The sequence below is a fragment of the Chitinophaga sp. CF118 genome (assembly GCF_900112615.1).
Lineage (GTDB): Bacteria > Bacteroidota > Bacteroidia > Chitinophagales > Chitinophagaceae > Chitinophaga.
In genome coordinates, this window is record NZ_FOMK01000003.1 from 723362 (window position 1) to 743413 (window position 20052).

The window sequence follows — 20052 nt, forward strand, 5'->3', positions numbered from 1 at the left end:
ATAAAAATATACAACAGCTAATAGGTATATTAAGTATGCAATTAGTCCCTATGGATGAATTTCTTAGCAATACCCTGAACCCAAAATAGAAACTTAATGATCCCTGAGCGAATACCTCTTTTGGGGTATCCAGGCTTTAAATATGCAACCTACTTTTACTAAGTAAATTTATTAAAACACCCCCTCATTATTATTAAAAACATTTTATCTGATGGCAGGTGTTAGCCTGCCATCCCACACTTTACACAATTATTTTAACACTACTTCCTATGCTGTAACCGTAATTTCATTGCCATCTGAGCATTTATTGTTGCTATATAAGTGCCTGTACTTCCTACCAAAGTGCCTTTCACGCCGGTTATTGAAGTGATGGCATATATAATTTTGCCAGCGTCTTTACCTGCATTACTTTCAAACTCATGAACCTCGTCTATATGAAAATCTTCCGGGTCGAGGCGGATATCAAATTCATCACAGTAAAGACAGATGTCATCTGTTGTAAAATCCGTTATGTAGCCGCATTGATTAAGGTCTATGAGGGCTTCTGCAAGCGATGCATAATTTTTCATATTGTTAAGTTTTTTTAAGATTAAAATACGTTGGGCGCTGCTTCAATCGTCACGTGCTGCTTTTCTCAAAAGGTAAGTGCCGTTACACCTATTCTTCAAGGCCTGCGTCAAGAAACTCACTGCCTTCACTGGTATTCTGAATCGATGGTATTTGTTATGGAAAAGGAGCTGCGATCTGTTGACTTGCCGTGTTGTTGACCGGTTTTCGTAAGGATAAAACGCCGGCGTAGGGATATCCTGGTGCACGAACAGGTGGAAAGTGCACTCCCGTTACAACCGCCTCGGCAAACTGACACCTGTCATCTTCGTTTCAACAGAACGCAGACCTGGAGTAGTTAGGCTTTCACCGCTTGGGTGGACCACCATTTTTCTAAGTTGATAGTTCCCACTTGTGCTTCTCCGGCAGGTACCAGGGCACTATCGGGCACTTCACCACCAAAGTATGTGGGTTTAATAGTATTAATTCCGGTTGCCGGCAATGCAGCTATAACGATGTGGTCTGCCTGCCGAAGTTGATTTACAACTTTGGTTCCAATGAGGCCAGATCCTTCGATTACCACGATTTTCATATACTTGATTTTGTTTTTAGTGATATTACATATTAGGCGAATTAAATGCCAGGTTATGTAACTAATTAAAAGTCAATCAGGTATATAGAAATAAGGCTTCAGTTTGTCACTTTATTTAGTGAAAGCACTAAGCTTTTCACTTTATTTGGAGATTTTCATCAGGAGAAGTAGTCGCTTTTGGTAGAATCATGGCATACTCGAAAGGTTGGAAGAATTGCTTAACGCATGTTAAGGCATTGGTTCATTATTGATTATTTTTCAGCACAGGTGAATAGACCGGAGCATAAAAGGGAGAATAGCTATTGTAGCTGCTTCTGCTTACGCCAACGCTACCGGAAATGGAGAATGTTCTTTCATTGTTGATATACATCACGCCTATTTTTGCATCCGAATAGACACTAAAGTTGTTAGTCTGCATCAAGCTATTGTTCTTGTTAATCGCTGGTTGATAAGATGCACTGTTATAATGAAAAAGATAAGGTACTATCGACACACTTCCAAAGGCGTAGAGGTTATTGGTCAATTGACGGTTAACCTGCAATGCCAGAGGTACCGACAAGAAGTTACTACTTCCTCCTTTAAATGCTACAAAGCCAGAGGAAACGCCAGCATATTTTGTGAGAAACCATTTCTTTTGGACATTGCTGCTATCGCTTACCTGTTGAGGGTGTTTTTTGAAGTCTGATTGCATGCCATTCATAGCTCCGGAAGATGAAGCTATCTGTGCCTTTACAGCCGTAAACGACACTAAAATTGCGGCAAAAAGGATTGTCCGTATCATGTCAATAAAGATAAGCATCCTTTTTTATTAAAATTGCTAACGTAATCATAATAAGGATTTCTTCGGTTTTGTTCCATTTTAGTGTAAACCTATATTAGGACTATACTGCTCCTGTTGAGATCCAACTCTCTCAGTGGTATAAGCCCCATATAAGCCCCATACAATACCCCTACAACCCCTCTATAAGTCCCCCTTATTTAAGGGGGGCTTATAGAGGGGTTGTAGGGGGCTCATAAATAGTTTTTAAGTAAATCGTAGTACTTACAAACTACTATATGGCCAGGCTTAAAGGAGTAATAGAAAAGCAGGTTGTTGTAACTCTCAAAATTTGTTCAAGCCGGCGCTACTTTGTTCAGGCCTCTGCTACCTGTATATAAAAATGATCTTCATCCACCTCAAAATCATCTTCTTTCATTTGCTTCAGAGTAATCATCTGCCAGTCAGTTGTTGGATAGATGAAACCGAACCGGCCAGGAGCAACCGTTACTTTTACCGGCATTTTAAACCCGGATACATCTGCCTGCCAACGGTACTTCAGCTGGAGGTTAGCGCCATGTTCTTTCAATGATATTTCCAGCCTGGGTAGGCAGGTGTATTTCAGATATTGCTCAAAGAACCACGTGTAATTCGTTCTCGTACGCTGGCAGATATAACTTACCAGCTCATCAGACGAAAGTGTTTGATAACGGAAATGCTGCTGTATATCCTTTAGCAGGTTAAACCATAAGGTATCGTTGTCCAGCACAAAGCGGAATGTATTCAACATCAGGCTGCCTTTGGTATACATATCCCCGATATTGTAGTGTATGTGGTTTACATTGTACACGCCGGTTACCGGCTCTTTGTTATTTACATGATCTTTCTGCTCGTCCAGATACGCTACGCCCATGGCTTTACCGTCGCTGCATTCCATCATAAGAGCTTCAGCATAGGTGGCAAATGCCTCATGTATCCACATGTCAGCAATGTCTTTACAGCTGATGGCGTTGCCCCACCATTCGTGTGCAGATTCATGCCAGACCATAGGAGTGTAGTCCAGGCGCATACCCTCTTTGATTTTTCCTATGCATACGCCGCTCTGATGTTCCATAGGGTAGGGGCTTTCAAGCAGTGTAAAACCATCACGGGGAAAGGGGTATTTCCCAAAGTGTTGTTCAAAACATGCCAGCATTGGTTTTACCTGGGCAAACATAGTTCTGCCGCGTTCCAGATTATAGGGCATCACATAATAGTCTATTGTCAGCGTATCATGGCTGCTAATGTAGGCATCTTTAAAATGAGCGTATTTACCAATACAAAAGGTGGCGTTATAGTTATTGATTGGGTAGCTCACCAACCATTCATAGCGGGTTTTATTGGTGCCTGCAGGTGTAGTCCGTTGCAAACGGCCATTAGATATCTCTGTAACGCCGTTCGGCACGGTGATCCATATACGCATGCTGTCCGGTTCATCAGACAAGTGATCTTTGTTGGGCCACCATAAGCTGGCGCCGGAGCCTTGGCACACCATCTGTATCCAGGGGTTGCCCTCTTCGTCCTTGTCCCATAATACACCGCCATGCATTGGGATATTAAAGTCGGGCACCTGCGGTACTCCGTTATAATATACAGCTATCGTTTCTTCACTACCGGCGGGCAATGTGGCCGGGAACCTGACGAATACGGCATCATCTTTCCGGGTAAATGATAGTGACTGATCTCCATACAGGATCTTTTCGATGTGCATATTGGCGTACAGGTCTAACTGCATCAGGTTGAACGGGACCATTACCTTAAAACGGATCTTATTCCTGCCCTGGATGGAACGGGTATCCGGGTTTACGTCCACATCTAAATGATAAAAACTGACATCGTAACATGAACGAAGCGGTGAAAGCATGCCGCGCAGCGTATCCGCCTGGGTAAAGCCGTTCTGGCGATTAGAAACAAGCATAGCTTTTGTGGAAGGCTGGGTAGTCTCCTTCTTTTGTTGCAGTGAATCCTCCAATACAGGCAACAGGATGTTATAATTCTCCCAAAAAGTGGGATCATAGTCATTACCAACCTCATGGTTCATTGATTCCTTGTCGTTACTTATGCCGGTAGCAAAGCGTTGCAGGCTATTTGTGTTCACATCGGTGACCAGCAGATGAAAGTCGCCGATCCATTGTACATCTTTCATCTCCCTTTTTTTGCTGTTCACCACACACTCCCAATGACGCTGTATAGTACTCAGGTAAGTTTTACTACGGTACTTCTTGTAGGTGATCACCAGCGAGAGCTTTGTAAAATCGAGGGTAGCCTTTACAATCTTAGACATGATCGTATGACCGATACCACCTTTCTGATGGCGGTTCACGTAATCAATCCCGGCCGGGGTTGTCTCCATCTCACACCTTACCAGCGCCCCGGTGGCTTCCTCAATATACAGCTTTGCATGCACCAGCGCTTTGCGGCTATCTTCCTTTGGCTGCAGGTACAACACCAGCAGATTGCGATCGCCTTCACGGACTGTTTCCTTGTAATCACAGGTATAGTAGCGGAAATTACGCTCATTCAGTATATTATACTTTGCGTCAAGGTATTTCTGTAAGTCTTCGTTCAGGGAGGAGTAAGCAGTATTCGTAATATTAGCAATCCAGGAATACAATTGCGGGTCTTTGCTCCAGTCTACCTTCTTTTTACGGCCTTTAATAATGTGGATCTGGTCTTTATGATCCCGGCTGGTATGGTATGTTTTGTAAATATCCAGCACCGATTCATTGAAATTGATCGTATCTCCTGCCAGGCGGATATTTTCCCTGTAAAAGGCGGTCAGCCTCACATCGGCCGTATCATAATTCTCCGGTATACTGCTGATCATATGCTTCAGGATACCAAAACCGTCGCGCACATTTACCGATACAACAGGCAGCAGGTAAACAGACGGCTCCATGCGAATATCCATATCCTGTAAGCTGCCTGAGGTTAAGGACATCGTAATGGTTTTATAACCAATGCAGGAAATCAGCAGAGAGTCCTTCCAGAATTTTTCTGCTATTTTAAAAATGAACTCTCCCCCTGCATTGGCGATAGTACCAATGCTGCCATTTTTCAACTGGATATTGGCATAAATAACAGGCTGATGATTACCGGCATCGGTTACCCTACCGGAAAGAGTTACGAATTTTTCCTGAGCAACAACCTGGTTGCCGGCCAGGAACAATAATAACAGACAAAGACGCAAGTGGTGTTTCATCTTCTTTTTTTCGACAAAGCAAGCTATTTAAGGCTGTTATGTCTACTCAAATCCGGACTTGAATAACATTTTATTACTCATTTTCTGGTTTTGGTTGCTTTCCCAGGTGCCGGATCATGTATTCCCGGGGCGACATATCGGTATTGCTTCTGAAGGCACGTTGGAAAGTGGCCTGCGAGTTAAAGCCTGCATCGAAAGCCATGGCAAGGATAGTCATATTGTCTTCCTGGAGTTGCTGGATATTTTGCTTAAATGCCTCTACCCGGTACCCGTTCACAAATTCATTGAAGCTCTTCTGCAGATGTTGGTTCAATACCAGTGAAATGGTTTTCTGGGGCAGGCCGGTATGCCTGGATAACAGAGCCAGGTTAAGCTCCGGGTCCAGGTACAGTTGATCCTGTTCCATAGCTTTCTTCAGTAATGGTACGGCTTCCTCTATCAGCTTCACGGGTGGAGGAGTAACACTTTTTCTTGCAACCTGTACTTCCTCCGGCGCCATCAGGTAACCTTTTATTCCCAAACAATAGATCAGCACTACCAGAGGAATATATACCGGGTACCAGTCTACAGCATTCAGTACCCTATCTGTCAGCGATGGTATCACATAAGGCACGAGGTAGACGAGCCATATAGTCTGGAAAACGAGAAAAAGACGAATGAACTGACGCATCCACCGGCAGTGAGGACTCTTCTCCGGTCCTGGTCCTGCGAGGTACCTGGCGGACAGCCAGAGATATGCTGTAATAGACAACCAGCGGGGAATGTCGGCATATACATTATAGTCGTCGATAAAACGACCCCAGGAAGTGGGAGCGGGTGTTGAAAAGTCTAATAACAAAGCTGTAAAATATATTACAGTGGTAAGTTGGGGACCGAAATCTATTATTACTGGTAAAAAATGTAACCTCTGCTTTCGGGCGATCCTGAAGGTTGGATCTATAGTGCTTTGTACATAGAAATACAACAGTGGACCAACGGGCATAATAATAACCAGTGGAATAAGATTGCCCAGCAGGTTCAGAATGGGATTGTTAGTGAACCAGGACGATTCAAAGAGGTACAGGTTAAGGCAGGCCAGAGCTATGAACAGTATAAGGGCGCCCAGGAAGCGGTTGGGACGGGATCGTTTTTTTGAGAAGAAGAGAAGTATGCTCATAATAGAGCCCTGGAAAAAGCCCAGTAGAATGAGGATGTGGAAGAATTCGGCGAAGGTCATAGCCGGGGTTTTTGGTTTTAAAGATAGGGATTATTGTGGTGAGTAGCAATCAACAGTGTAATCAATTTATCTTCATGTTTATGCCACACAGAATCCTGCTACAAGTATTACTGGAGGAGTGGTTTACATAGGCACCGCATACCAAATGACAGATTCAACTGTTCCCCGGACTATCATGATCTATCGGATATTTTGACCAACTTCACCTACTTTTTGCCCTTCCTTCCTCTTTATTCCTGAACGAACTTTGTCACACAGTTAAAGCATAAAAATTACATCATAAACACTTGCAATGTTAGTTCAAAGTCATTGAGTGAGTTAATAAAGTTTAACAGGAAGGAGTGTCGGGGAATTAACATTTTAAATAAACATATGAATCTCATTTATCATCCAGAGACCACCAGAAGTTTCAGGGACTTAGGTGGCGTAAAATTATATCAGAGCTTCCATTCCTATTATCCACCTGCGCCTAACCGGAGACGGTTGGGTGCTATGATAGCGCTGGATAATCTTAATTATATGCCTGGTAATTCAGAAATATGCACTTTCCCTCACCAGCATATCGAAGTGTTAAGTATTGTACTTGCAGGAACAGTTATCTCAAAAGATAATATCGGCTCCAGACATGTTTTAACACAGGATGCTGTACAGTTGTTAAGTGCAGGCCCGGGGGTAGAAATAACCAAATTTAATGGCTCACTTACAGAGGAAGCTGATCTGCTGCAAATATGGTTTACACCCGACACGCAAGAGGGAGAAACTAACTATCAGGAAATAAAGAGTTATGTACAAAACCAATTCCAGCTATTGGTTTCTCCGGATGGTGAAAGAGATAGCATGAAGATTAAACAACAGGTTTGGGTCAGCAGAGGAACATTTGAGCCCGGAGCCCGGCATACTTATCATAAAACCAATGAAGAGAATGATGTATATCTTCTTGTGTTGCAAGGGCAGGCAACCACAGCAGGTCAGATTCTCAACTACCGCGATGGCTTAGCTATATCAGGGAAAGAGCCGGTTGTTGTTTCATTCAAACAATCAACTGATTTACTAGTTATTGAGTTATCCTAATATAAATGAATTAATAATGTTACAGAAAATAAGTAAAACAAATTTTGTTGGTCACGGCCCGATTGCTATCCTCTATCCAGGTACCGTTGTTTCAAAAACAGATACGGGAATAGGTAGCATTGGACGGATTGATCATGCTCTTATCAAGGGAAATACTGTTATTGCCATGCATCCACATGTCAATGATGAAATACTTTCTTATTTCCGTACAGGAAAAGCTGAGCACAAGGATTCAGAAGGGTTTGTGAAAATTATTGGCGGAAACACGATCATGTTGATGAAGGCCGGTCGTATATTCTATCATGAAGAAAAAATAATAGGAGAAGGTGAGCCTTTAGAAGGATTACAGATCTTTATTCGTCCGCAAAAGAAAGACTTGCAACCACAAGTAATATTTCTTGACCTGGAAAACCTGCATAGCGAGAACAAGTGGCGTCTTCTCGCTTCTCCAACTAACGCTACAACATTTCAGTTCAGCAGCCAGACATGGTTGTTTGATATGAAAATCTCAAAAAATACCCAGGCCTTTTTACCCGAACTACCAAAGAGTAACCTTACCGCCTTGTTGTATGTATTTAATGGAAAAGTAAAGGTAAATGGAAATATCAGCTTAGAAAAAAGAGAAGGGCTTATCATTAAAAACGAACCCGTAACTATTAATGCAGGTGAAGAAGATGCTGAGTTGGTTTTATTTATTACGGATGAAGAAGCTGAAATATTCAAAGAAGGAATGTATAGTGGCAATAAGATATAATTAGCATTTACACTACAGTAAAAAAATAATAGCCATGGCTCCTGTGACAAGAAGCCGTGCAAGTGAGGCCGTGCATATTCAGACTGGTAAGTACAACAAAAATAAACACATACATTATGGATTCTAAAAATAAGAATATAACAAGTAATGATGCATCCTATCTTCGTAGTTTACCAAATCTTAGTGATGAGTTTTGTACAATGTTTGAAAGCATTTTTGTACAAACTGATGATGTAAAGTTACACGCAGTCACCGGAGGCAGTGGCCCGGTAGTACTGCTTATTGGGGGGTGGCCAGAAACCTGGTATCAATGGCGGTTAATAATGCCTGAACTGGCTAAACAACACACAGTTGTGGCGGTCGACGCAAGAGGTTTTAACTTATCTGATACAACACCATCAGGGTACGATTCTGCCACAATTGCCAATGATCTGGCAAAGTTTATGACCATTCTGGGATATGAAAAATTTAGCGTTGTAGGTCACGACTTAGGTATGTGGGCTGGGTATGCATTGGCTGCAGATCATCCGGATAGATTGATTCGTTTAGCGGTTGTAGATGCCGTTATACCTGGCGTTGCGGATTGGTTTACTATGTTATCCGTTAAACCACTAAATGATTTCTTATGGCATTTTGCTTTCAATAGAGTAGATGATATTAATGAACAATTAGTGAGAGGACGGGAAGATATTTATTTTAAATACCAGTTCGCTACAAAAGCAGCTAATCCCGATGTAATTCCTGCTTATGCTGTATCTTATTATGTTGATGTCCTAAAATCCAGTCCTGAAAGGCTTCGTTCCAGTTTTGAATACTACCGGGTTATTGATACGGATATGGCTCAGAACAGACAGCGGAAAACAAAAAAAATAACAATTCCCGTTTTAGCTATAGCGGGAGAAGTAGCGTGCAATAGCTTTACTGCAAATGACATGAGATTAATTGCAGATGACGTTTCCGAAGTAATCATTCCGGCGTGTGGTCATTTCGTTCCGGAAGAAGCACCTGATGCGTTATTTGCTGCATTACAACCTTTTTTAAACTCATAAAGAATGAAAACCTCTAATGCTATTACCATCGTTGGTAAGAATGAAGAAAATTTTCTTTTGGTCGCAGGTAGTAAATATCGGATACTTATTAGTGACGAGGAAACAAACGGTAGTTATGCTGTGATTGAAATGCTGGTGCCTCCTGGTAGCGGCCCCATTCCCCATGCTCATAAAGATGTTCAGGAAACTTTTTATGTGGCAGAAGGTGAAATGGAATTTCGTACAGAAGGTGGTAAGTCCTATGCAAAAAAAGGAGCTTTTATAAACATTCCTCTCGGAGGTGCCATTCATGCATTCAAAAATACCTCAGATACTGAAGTAACACTAATATGTACAGTTATTCCAGCGGGATTTGACAGTATGTTCAAGGAAATAAGTATTGCTGGGCCTGAAGAAGTAGAAGCTATCGGAGAAAAATATGGGAATCAATTTTATCCCCCTGATTATTTTGACTAATTAACAAGACGTTTTCACCAATTTCACCAACTTTTTACCCTTTCCTTTCCTTTATTTCTAAACGAACTTTGTTCTATCATAAAAACAATAACAATGAGCAACACAAAATTTACAGCAGAGAATACAGCACTATTACTCATCGATCACCAGGTGGGTACAATGAAGCTGATTAAAAACATTCCTTTGGAAGAAGTCAAAAAGAAAACATTGGCTTTGGCTAAAATGGCAAAAGTTCTGAATATCCCTGTTGTGTTTACAAGCAGCCAGGAATACGCAGCACAAGGTCCGTTGATGCCCGAACTCGCAGAAATTTTACCTGATGCTTTTGAAAAAAGAGTCAAAAGAGAAGGCATTGTTAATTGCTGGGAACATAAAGGATTTTATGATGCCGTAATTGCCACTGGAAAGAAAAACTTAATTATGGCAGGTGTAACCACTGACGTGTGCCTGGTTTTTCCATCCATCAGTGCAGCTGAAGAAGGCTTTAATGTACAGGCAGTAATGGATGCATCAGGCTCACCATTTAATTTGAGTGAGGATTTAAGTCAACAAAGAATGGCAAAGGCTGGTGTAGTTTTAACAGCTACCAATACTCTGATGGCGGAAATCGCACAGGATTGGGCAAGACCTGAAGGTGGAGAATTATTAGGCATTTTATTTACAGATGTTTTACCATCTATGGGGTAAAGTACTTCTCAGAACGCTCTGCTGCAGTACACCCGCTCTTATAGCTACCGTCTGGACACATTTTATTTTTGAAATAAAAAGTGAATAGCCGATATTTTACAAGATCAAAGACAAGTGATTAATGAATAGGGGTAATTCTATTCTTAATCGCTTGTTTTCTAGTGGTTGATCTCTCTTGCTATTTACCCCAGGAAAGATATTCCCTCTCTTCTTTTATATAAAACTTTCCCAATAGGATGCATAATAACTTTTTTAGTGTTCCAAACTAGTAGTGCGTTGTTATTGCATGCTCTGGAACTAACTTTATCTAAACGTTATAACGAAAGAAATTTATCCTATTACAAAACCCGTTACCTGTTTTAATGCCCCAACTTAATTAAAATTATCCCATTTATGATATCTACCATATCCATGACTGCATCGCAGACAAACGTTCTGCATGAGTGAAAAGTACAATCCCTCAATCCATCAACCCAGCCCCCAAAGGAATAATTGAAATTATGCTTCAATCTGGTGGATACTTCATTGTATAATTTAACGAAACAATACTGTTTTACTACCCTAAGATGCAATTCTATTTCCATGCCAACAATTATTATCCCTATAAATCTTGATGGTTTAATCCTCGCTAATCATACAGTCGTAAAAGATGGTATAGCAGATTATTCATTGTTGCCGTTTACCGATAAAAGCAATGACCACAACCCTGATACACCCTATTTAAGTGAGTTTATTCTTAATCACCCGTTCCAGGATAAAAATCTCATGCTTGCACCAGGAGTTCATTTGCACTGGACACTTCCTACCGCTTTATCTAAAACAATGGGTATCCGGGTAATCCGGAAAAGTGATCTGGATTCCTTACAGTCTTATATCAGCAATGGTGCATGGATATCTGCACAGGATCTTATCTGGACTACCATACTAATTGGCAGTGGTTGGATAAAACTTTTGAGTACTGCCGATACAGGTAGCATTCTGGGTAAGGAGGCGGTTGATCAGACAATTTTTGATGAAGGTATTAACCGGTTGAAGTCTTTGCTTGCAAATATTGGAGACGCGCCACTTTTTGTTGAAGAGCTGTTCAGAATAATGAACAAACCATTGGGGTCCGATTTTCCTACGGTGCCGGATATATGGTTTGTTAAGCGAAACAATGCCGGCAAAACTGAAAAAACATGGATAGTGGAAAGCAGTTATATTGCTACTACTCAAACCGCTTCGAACAACAATCTTTCATCGGTAAATGTACCTTTTCATGATGACCGGTCAAGTAATAAATCTCAACCGTTCCGCTATATGGGCCGGCGGTTTGAGGGAGATCAGAAATGGTTTTCAGGAACACGTAGCCGTGAAAGTTACCTGAAGGAAATAACAGCAGTAGGATATAATCCACAGGCTGGCTCAAAAGGTTTTGCAGAACCAACTTTTGCTGCTTTCTATCCTAACTGCCTGTCTGTTTTCGGATTCTATGACGCCGAAATTACAACCGTACAGGGAAACATCAGTTATGAAGTACTTGGATTATACGCTGATCCGGGAAACGACTATCTGAAAACGTTCCTGAACGATTTCGATAACCGGAATGCGGATGATGAGCACTACTTTGAGAAGCTGAATAATGCCCTGAATGATGAGTTTTACTATTCGGTATCAGCCGATAATCCTTTAAACAATAAAGACTCAATACCTGAAACCTCGGTCTTGTTCGGGAAAACTATCCCGAAATTGCCACGGAGCCTTGATCCTTTGCAGGTAAAGGTAGCCGTTGGAAATACCGGTACAGAAGCACTTTCGGCCTATCTCTCATCAAAGCTGACGGGCAACAAAAAAGAGATAGAAGAGGTGTTGGAAGCAACCCAGTTTTCCTCCAGGTTGCAGAATAAGGTGCTTGATGTGGGTCATAAATTCCAGGAAACAAGACATGCAAAAGGATTTACCGCTTTTAATGCAGGGAATATCTGGAACATTAAGTTGGAATCAATAGTATCTCAGGCTGCAACGACACACAATGATACCAGTGAGCAGGAGTTTACTTTGCCGGATAGCCTGGCTGTTTTGCTGAATGAAGCCAATATGCTGCAATCGTCCTATGACAAGGTGAATCCAACACTGTCTGGTTTAAGGAGCCAGCTATATGCTGATTGGTATAAGTATATGACTTGTGCCTATCCACCAGTGGATAAGAAAGCTGACTTTTTTGATCTTGACCTGCTTGTAGATTATATAAGGAATGAAAGTATTTTACCATTGCAGGAACAACTACAGCTACAGGGCACTATCAAGATCACAAAAGATGCGAAGGGGAGATTAAAAAGTGTCGATTTTGCAGGGCATCCCGGAAGCACAGCTGATCAACTGGCGGGGAAACTTAATCAACTTGCAGAAGCTGTTGATGTATTAAACAACACAAAGGGTAATGATGGCAAATCATTGACGGAAAAAGGAAAATGCCTCGCTATAAGGCAAGTGGCATCACCCCGTTTCTGGAGGGCGAATGATCCTGCAATTCTTTTTATTGAAGAAAATGCGGACAATGAAGCGATGTTAATCGATGACCGGTATACAATGCCTGATGGGGTCGATACTATTGAATGCCGGATTTCGCAGAACAACCTTCTTGACCCTGCTAATTTTTCATTTAACGAAGCAATGAGTTTGTTCAACCTGGTCAGCGGCCTTTTTATTACACTTAAGGAAACCGGAAATGCTAACAGCCTGTCTATCTGGAATCCCTTTATGATGGAATGGGCAGTTGAATATCTTCCTGCTTTCCCGGGAAGCAATGAACAAACAGATACCCGGCTTTATGATGATCAATATATCAATCAGCACTATCAGCTTGAAGAAACATCTCCTGATTTTAGTCTCACTTCAGACCGCAGTGTTTTCAACAATGCAAACTTATACAGCGGAAGTACCATATTGACGCCTCATGCCGGTATAAGGCTTGATGAGGCAATCAAGGAATTTATCAGCAGTTTCGGTATAACCCAGTCCGAAGAGACGCTGGAAACCCTGAATGCAGCAAGTGCTTTACTACAGAACGCGAATGTATTGTCACAGTCTCTCGCCGGCTTTCACGAAGCCCTGATCCTGAAAAAACAAACCCGGCAACTGGATGTGGCAGACCCATTGGGATTCCCGGAATACGTGACTTTTACACAGGACGAAGTAGCGCCACTGGTTGGGAAATTTAATCGTACAGCCCCGGATACTCAAGGCGATTTCAACCCTATCCGCTGTGGTTTACTAAAGCTTCTAAACCTACGGTTGATCGACTCATATGGTCAAACCCTGGAGTTTGTTGCACCTGCTACCGTGAATAGCGAAATGGTCAACCTGGACGAAGCGCCCGAAACGATTCATCTGAAGCCCAGGTTGTCCCAGCCTGCACGCTTGAATTTTAGATTCCTGTCTGCAGGTTCCGATCAGCAGGAGATGAATGTTCATCCCGCGTCTTCAGCCATTTGCGGATGGCTGTTACCTAATAACCTGGATCAGAGCCTGATGTTCTATGATCAGGATGGCAGTGCATTAGGTGCCCTGACAATGGACATAAATAATCCCTGGAAACCAGCTCCTGACAGCACCGCTACAGCTTTCATTGACACCATTGCAAATCTGCACCTCCGGAAGGTAGCCCGTCAGTTGTTCGAACTTCAAATGGAAGACATCTCTGAAACAGGTACAAGCGATAATGTTTTTTTAAAACATTTTCTGATGGCGATGAACAATGCACTGGAAACCATCGAACCGGAAAATTTTTCAGAACATCAGGATCTGGCAATATTGATGGGTAGGCCTGTTGCTGTGGTCAGGGCTAAGCTTGGAATTGAATTACACGGCTCTCCGGCTGTGGATCAGAGCTGGACCCAGTTAGCTCACGAGCTGGATGGTCAGGGCAGGTCTGCCGACGGTTTCACCAGGATTAAGTTCCCGATTCGCCTCGGAGAATATCAGCAATTAAACGACGGACTCCTCGGGTATTGGATAGAGCAACAGAATGGCAGCCTGGGAGACGATTATTTTAGCTCGGAGGCTGGTGATAATCCAGACCCTCATATCCATACTTATACGGTCGGTAAACAGGCTTCAAATATTTATATGGCCATTGATGACGAGCCTCTATGCGTAACTATGCTGGTTGATCCGCTGGGCAGCATTCACATCAGCAGTGGCATACTGCCGGTTAAATCAGTTTCCATTCCTAAAGACCAGTATAGAAATGCTCTGAAGCATATCGCTATCACGTTCCTGACTGCACCGATACTTTCTTTGGAAAATCACTTTAAACTTTCCCTGCCCGGAGAGCCCGGCTATGACTGGACCTGGCTGGAAAAAGATGTTACCATGCGTTGGCAGGAGATACCGCAAACTGTTGTGATCAGCAGATCCCTCTTTGATAGTAAATTTTCTGACCTGCCTGCACTCTGGCTACAATTGGTGAACAATAAATGGCTGCAACCCTTCACAGATGATCCTGATAAGGCCTGGGTCACTTCAGCGATTCAGCGGAGCTATCCTCCTTCAGCGTCCGTTCCCGCAGCTGCTTTCCCTACAGATGTTGTTAAGCGTCTTGATAATTTCTTTGATAGTTATGCCCTGCGGATAGAGCCATTTGAAATGAATGCCAATTTCGGAGGCCCGCAGGTTATCCGGGAAGGATGGCTTCAATTAAGAGCAATAAATAATACTGTTGACGATAACAACCAGGCAACCGTATAAACACAATAATAAAACCCCATTGATTATGACAAATACGATTTCAAGTCAACCGATTGATTTTGACCTATACGACGAGGAAGACCAGCAGGTGCTGTTTATCACAGATGATATAGCCGGACAGGACCTGACTTTTGAAATAACCAACACATCCGATAAGCCGGTATCTCCGAAGTTATTAAACGGAAATGCTTCCAGGCTAAACTATCATTTTGAATTGGTATTCCGGTCAGCTACGCTCTATAATGTGCAGCCGGCTATAACTATAAACGATACACGATTTGATCTGTTTATGGACAAGGAAAACGGGAATATCAAAGCAAACCCGGATGGCACTCTTTCCCTGTTTTTTTATTCAAAAGGTAGCTGGACCTTGCGGAAAGGCGAAAAACTACTGATAACGATTAGTAAAATCAGGGCAGAAGCAACAAACGGGACCCGTGGCACCCGGGTAATGCTGAGGTGCCAGAATTTGCTGCACGCTGGCAACAATATCCCGTTTTCAGGGATTAAAGAAATGCATCTGAATATCGTAAATCACCGGGGCAAGAAGAATATTCCACTCAATGTAGGTTTTGTTGGTTCAAATATGATACTCAATAATGGAAATGCCAGCAATACGCTAAAACTTCGTATTTCTAATGCCTCCCGAAAAGATACAGTGATTGAATCATCAGCCGGGTCTAAGTTGATTCTTTCAATGGAAGGAGGTACCCCTGTGCAGGAATGGACAATAGCTACCGATGGCCAGGTAAATGCAACACAGGTTTCCTATAAGCGCCCAGGGGATCAGAATCTAATAGAGGCAGCAGCAGCTCCGGCCTGGGAAATTCCTTTTGTGACGCTGAGAAAAGGGGAATTCATTGATGTGCAGATAGCCAACCTTGTCACCGGCCATCCAGCTGGTCATACCAATTTATTTTTGCATTATGAAAATATTCCGGGTTATTGGGATGGTGAGATTGCAGCAATAGTAGAGAGAGAACCTTTAGCTTTTCTTAGTAACAGAGTGGGCATAGGTACCACGAACCCTTACTTTAAATTAGACGTATTAGGTGTCATAGGCCTGCGGAAAGATGGTGCTCCATGGGATCATATGTTTTTGCATCATGATGGTGCTGCAGGTTATGTAAGCGCCGGTGGTGCAGAAGATGGATTGGTTTTAAGAGTAGGCAGTGTCAATTCCGGAACCTATACCGAACAACCTTATCCCGAAATGATGCGTTTGCGTCCTAATGGAGATGTGCAATTAGGTCCTGCCCAAAATCCGGCAACAGGCACGCTGCATCTTTATTCCGGTGGGGCTGAAACTTTAACCATTAAAGCCGGCAAGCTAGGTATCGGAAATGCGAACCCTGCTACAGCGAAACTTGTGATAACAGGAAGATCTGAAGAAGAAGGATTAGATCTTTCATCTGCAAACCAATATGCGAATGCAAGGGTATTAAGAAATTCATTATCCCCGATTGATAAAGACATGTACATCGGGTACCAGAGTGGAACAAATAGCAGTCTTCACCTCTTTTCCAATAACAATGAAACTTTAACCATTAAGGCTGGCAAAGTGGGTATCGGAAATACGGCCCCTACAACGGCAAAGCTGGTTATTACAGGAGGATGGGGAGAAGAAGGCTTAGATCTTGCATCTACAGACCAATATGCGAATGCAAGAGTAATAAGAAATTCATTATCCACGATTGATAAGGATATGTATATCGGGTTCCAGAGCGGAGCAAACAGTAGCCTTCATCTGTTTTCCAATAATACTGAAACGGTAACGGTTAAAAACAACAAAGCAGGTATCGGTATAACTGAACCCTATTTTAGTCTGGATGTAAAAGGTAGAATCGGTTTGCGGAATGAAGCTCCATGGGATCACATGTTTTTACATCATGACGGTGTTTCGGGCTTTATAACTGCCGGAGGGGCAGAAGGTGGCCTGGCCTTTAGAGTAGGAAACGGGGGATCAAATGGATATGAAGGCCAGAGTTATCCCGAAGTAGCCCGCCTTATGCCCAATGGGCGGATGGGTATTAATAACAGCAACCCTGGTTATCCATTACATGTTTCTGGCTCTGTCAATTATGATCTGGGGGGCGGTTTTTATTTTATGTTTAAAAATGAAAGCCGGCAAGCTGGAAGTGGTTCACATGTGAATTCTATAACTATTAAGGCCGATGCAGGCATAGAAAGTTCTCTCGGTCTTTATTGCACCTCTGACAAAAGGATCAAGAAAGGAATTCAACAGGCAGACCCGTTTGCTGCGCTTGACTGCTTGAAAAAGCTTGACGTAGTCGATTACCAGTATATAGACTTTGTAACACTTGGCGATAAAAAAAGTAAAGGATTTATTGCGCAGGATATAGCGGCAATATTTCCGGAAGCGGTGGCGAAAAGACCCGGCTTTATTCCTGATATCTATAACATCCCTGAGGCAACAAGGCTGGAGAACGGGCATCTGGTATTGACCATGAAAGACGCTCATAACCTTGTTCCCGGAGATGTAGTACGGCTGGCTGGTAAAGAAGCTGATTTCTTTGAAGCAGCGATACAGGTAGTGGATGAAAAAACTTTTAAAGTGCAAAACTGGTCTGGCAGTCCCGATCATGTTTTCGTATATGGTAAGCAGGTAGAAGACTTTATGACACTGGACTATGATTACATCTTTTGCGCCGGCATCGGTGCTACACAAGCACTGAGTAAACAGGTTGATGAATTAAATGCAAGGTTGAATATACAGGAAGTGAAAGTGCAGGAAATGGAGGAATCTATTAAGGGCCGGATGATGCCGTCATAAACTATTTGCGTTTCATTACCGCAAAAAGGAAATTTCAATAAGCTATTAAACACATTTACGAAATGGAAGAACTATCGATTACCCTGACTCTGAATGAGATCAACTTGATACTTTCAGGCCTTGGCAATATGCCTTATGTACATGTAAACGAGCTGATACAGAAAATACAGTCGCAGGCCAGAGGACAGTTGAATGTAAAAAAGGAAAATGAATAAAATTATTTTACTACATAATGCTCAAAATAATTAAATGAGACCAGTATACAGACCTAATCCTGCAGCACCCAGTTATTTCGCAGATGCCGCCGCCGCCGCTGGGCAGAGTAATACAGGAATGGGACAAAATGATAATGTCAGAAGGTTGGCATTGTGCCTGCAAATGGAAATCAATCGTTTGTCCGGACTGATGATAGCCGCTGCAACTCTGGCAGCAGTACCCGGCCTCCCGGTTCCTCCGGCATTGATTCCAGCTCCGGTCCCTGCGCCGATAGCCGCTGTACCTGCAATTAATGCAAGTAATCAGGTAAGGAACTATAACGCATATAACCGGATCCTGGCAACGTTACGTTATAACATAAACACGGATACCTGGGCAATAGGAGCACAATACATGCAGGTAAGCGACTATCCCTTTGCAATGTCTGCTATGCAGGATGTGATACGACAGATTAAATTGCTCGGGGCCACAGCAAGAATTTACAGCCTGGCCGCAGCACCATTTGTCTTTATAGCAATACCGCCGTTGCCGGTTGGAGTTTTGAGAAATTACACCAGTCCACAGGTTAGTGTAGGTTTGAATAATTTTTTTACGGCAATGAATGGTAGTGCCAATACAGGTATTTTGCCTTATACAGATGCTGCTACTGAATTAGTAAATAACCTGGGCCCGTATTGTGCTTATTGCGAAGCTAATTTGAAGGCAATGATTCATGTAGAGCACATGCTTCCTAAAGCGAACCACCCCAATACTTTTCCGGCATTTTCAAAATATTGGGAAAATTTTCTTCCCGCATGTCCTACCTGCAACTCCTACAAGAGTAATCGTCCCAGGAAAATTGAAATTACTCAGGAAGCCAATGCGATGGCTTTTAATAAAGATGATGCTACCCCTGTGGTAGTGGCTCCTTCCAATCCAATATCTAATTACGATGAAAGGTTGACAGAACTGGAATACAAGAAGCTTTTGGAAAATTATTTTCAATTTCCTTTAGAGGCAGCATCTTACCGGAATATCGGGTTCCGTCTGATGGAAATAACAGGTCCACCTCATGCGCCTGTTTTTACTCCGGTGGTTACACCTTTTGCTGTCCAGGTGGGATGGACTATCCGTAGTATTGACGAAAATGAAAAAGAAGTCATTGTCAATACACCGGGTGGCGGGCCTGCTATACGTAGATTCAATGTTTTTTGGGATACGGTGGGTGGGGCCGGTTTGTTGCCTACACCACCTGCTGCTTTGAACAAGGTCCAGATAATGTCGGATATATGCCAGTTAAATACTACCTATTCCAATACGGACCGCAGAGTAGTAGAACGTACGGAAGCATGGTTTATGGCGTTGGAAGCTGTAAGTAGAATCAGGGGTACACTGGGGGCTTTAGGGCTCGTGGGATTAGGTGCAGCCGCTCCGGCTACTTATCCCATGGTCTATCGATTATGGCGTGATGATGTGATCCGGACCATCAAAGAAAAAGGTTTTTTATCCGTCTGGTTAAAAGTTTTTTCACGGTTTGCACATCCGCTTACAGGCTCCCCGGCGCCTCTCCCAACATTTCCGCCAGGTCCGATGGTTTTTGGGCAGTTCTTACCCATCATAGGTGGCGATGCAGCTGGAGGGCCAGCTGCAGCTATACCGGTTAGAGGAGCTGCAATCGGCAACCTGGCACAGGATATCGCACAGGTTATTTTACAGACCGGGGAAGGCGTCAGTGTCGCTGCTCAGAATGCAGCAGGTATATCATTGGGGATACCTGCACCCGTACCTCCGGCAGTTATTCCGATGGCCGGGGCAGCAGGTGTAGGGTTTCTCGCAACATGGGGCGCTGCGGCCCCGGGGGCGATAGCACTGGCAGAAATCGCCGCAAGAAAAGCCGCCGCCGCTTATAGCCTCTTTTTCCCCAATACCAACTGGGATCAGGTACCATGATCACAAAATCGGCAGC

The 20052-nt window shown here is 42.9% G+C and carries 14 protein-coding genes; 9 read left to right on the plus strand and 5 right to left on the minus strand.

The window, feature by feature from the left end:
• Positions 1-260: 260 nt before the first annotated feature.
• From BM176_RS15250 to BM176_RS15270, 5 genes are all read right to left on the minus strand, one after another.
• Complete coding sequence (locus BM176_RS15250) at positions 261-569, minus strand: hypothetical protein (protein ID WP_090104448.1); 309 nt, start codon at positions 567-569, stop codon at positions 261-263.
• A gap of 335 nt (positions 570-904) precedes the next feature.
• Positions 905-1138 (minus strand): hypothetical protein, encoded by a 234-nt coding sequence (locus BM176_RS32760; protein WP_090104450.1) that lies wholly within the window; start codon positions 1136-1138, stop codon positions 905-907.
• A gap of 244 nt (positions 1139-1382) precedes the next feature.
• The gene (locus tag BM176_RS15260) at positions 1383-1919 is read right to left on the minus strand and encodes a hypothetical protein (RefSeq protein ID WP_090104452.1); all 537 of its coding nucleotides are present in this window, start codon (positions 1917-1919) and stop codon (positions 1383-1385) included.
• A gap of 352 nt (positions 1920-2271) precedes the next feature.
• The gene (locus BM176_RS15265) at positions 2272-5136 is read right to left on the minus strand and encodes a M1 family metallopeptidase (protein ID WP_090104454.1); all 2865 of its coding nucleotides are present in this window, start codon (positions 5134-5136) and stop codon (positions 2272-2274) included.
• A 73-nt stretch (positions 5137-5209) separates the two neighbouring features.
• The gene (locus BM176_RS15270) at positions 5210-6352 is read right to left on the minus strand and encodes a helix-turn-helix domain-containing protein (protein ID WP_090104456.1); all 1143 of its coding nucleotides are present in this window, start codon (positions 6350-6352) and stop codon (positions 5210-5212) included.
• Positions 6353-6724: 372 nt separating this feature from the next.
• Between BM176_RS15270 and BM176_RS15275 the strand changes: the two genes are divergently transcribed.
• From BM176_RS15275 to BM176_RS15315, 9 genes are all read left to right on the plus strand, one after another.
• Complete coding sequence (locus BM176_RS15275) at positions 6725-7423, plus strand: pirin family protein (RefSeq protein ID WP_090104458.1); 699 nt, start codon at positions 6725-6727, stop codon at positions 7421-7423.
• Between the two features lie 16 nt (positions 7424-7439).
• Complete coding sequence (locus BM176_RS15280; protein WP_090104460.1) at positions 7440-8177, plus strand: pirin family protein; 738 nt, start codon at positions 7440-7442, stop codon at positions 8175-8177.
• Between the two features lie 116 nt (positions 8178-8293).
• Positions 8294-9226, plus strand: coding sequence for an alpha/beta fold hydrolase (locus tag BM176_RS15285; RefSeq protein ID WP_090104462.1), 933 nt, complete (start codon positions 8294-8296; stop codon positions 9224-9226).
• 3 nt (positions 9227-9229) lie between these two features.
• The gene (locus tag BM176_RS15290; RefSeq protein WP_090104464.1) at positions 9230-9682 is read left to right on the plus strand and encodes a cupin domain-containing protein; all 453 of its coding nucleotides are present in this window, start codon (positions 9230-9232) and stop codon (positions 9680-9682) included.
• Between the two features lie 93 nt (positions 9683-9775).
• Positions 9776-10369: an isochorismatase family protein gene (locus tag BM176_RS15295; protein ID WP_090104466.1), complete on the plus strand. Its 594-nt coding sequence runs from the start codon at positions 9776-9778 to the stop codon at positions 10367-10369.
• 582 nt (positions 10370-10951) lie between these two features.
• Positions 10952-15097: a hypothetical protein gene (locus BM176_RS15305; protein WP_090104470.1), complete on the plus strand. Its 4146-nt coding sequence runs from the start codon at positions 10952-10954 to the stop codon at positions 15095-15097.
• 25 nt (positions 15098-15122) lie between these two features.
• A complete protein-coding gene (locus BM176_RS15310; RefSeq protein ID WP_090104472.1) occupies positions 15123-17891 on the plus strand; it encodes a tail fiber domain-containing protein in 2769 nt (922 codons plus the stop codon).
• Between the two features lie 62 nt (positions 17892-17953).
• The gene (locus BM176_RS32495) at positions 17954-18106 is read left to right on the plus strand and encodes a hypothetical protein (RefSeq protein ID WP_177230414.1); all 153 of its coding nucleotides are present in this window, start codon (positions 17954-17956) and stop codon (positions 18104-18106) included.
• A 34-nt stretch (positions 18107-18140) separates the two neighbouring features.
• Positions 18141-20036 carry an HNH endonuclease gene (locus BM176_RS15315; RefSeq protein ID WP_090104473.1) on the plus strand — a complete coding sequence of 632 codons (1896 nt, stop codon included), beginning with the start codon at positions 18141-18143 and terminating at the stop codon, positions 20034-20036.
• Positions 20037-20052 lie beyond the last annotated feature (16 nt).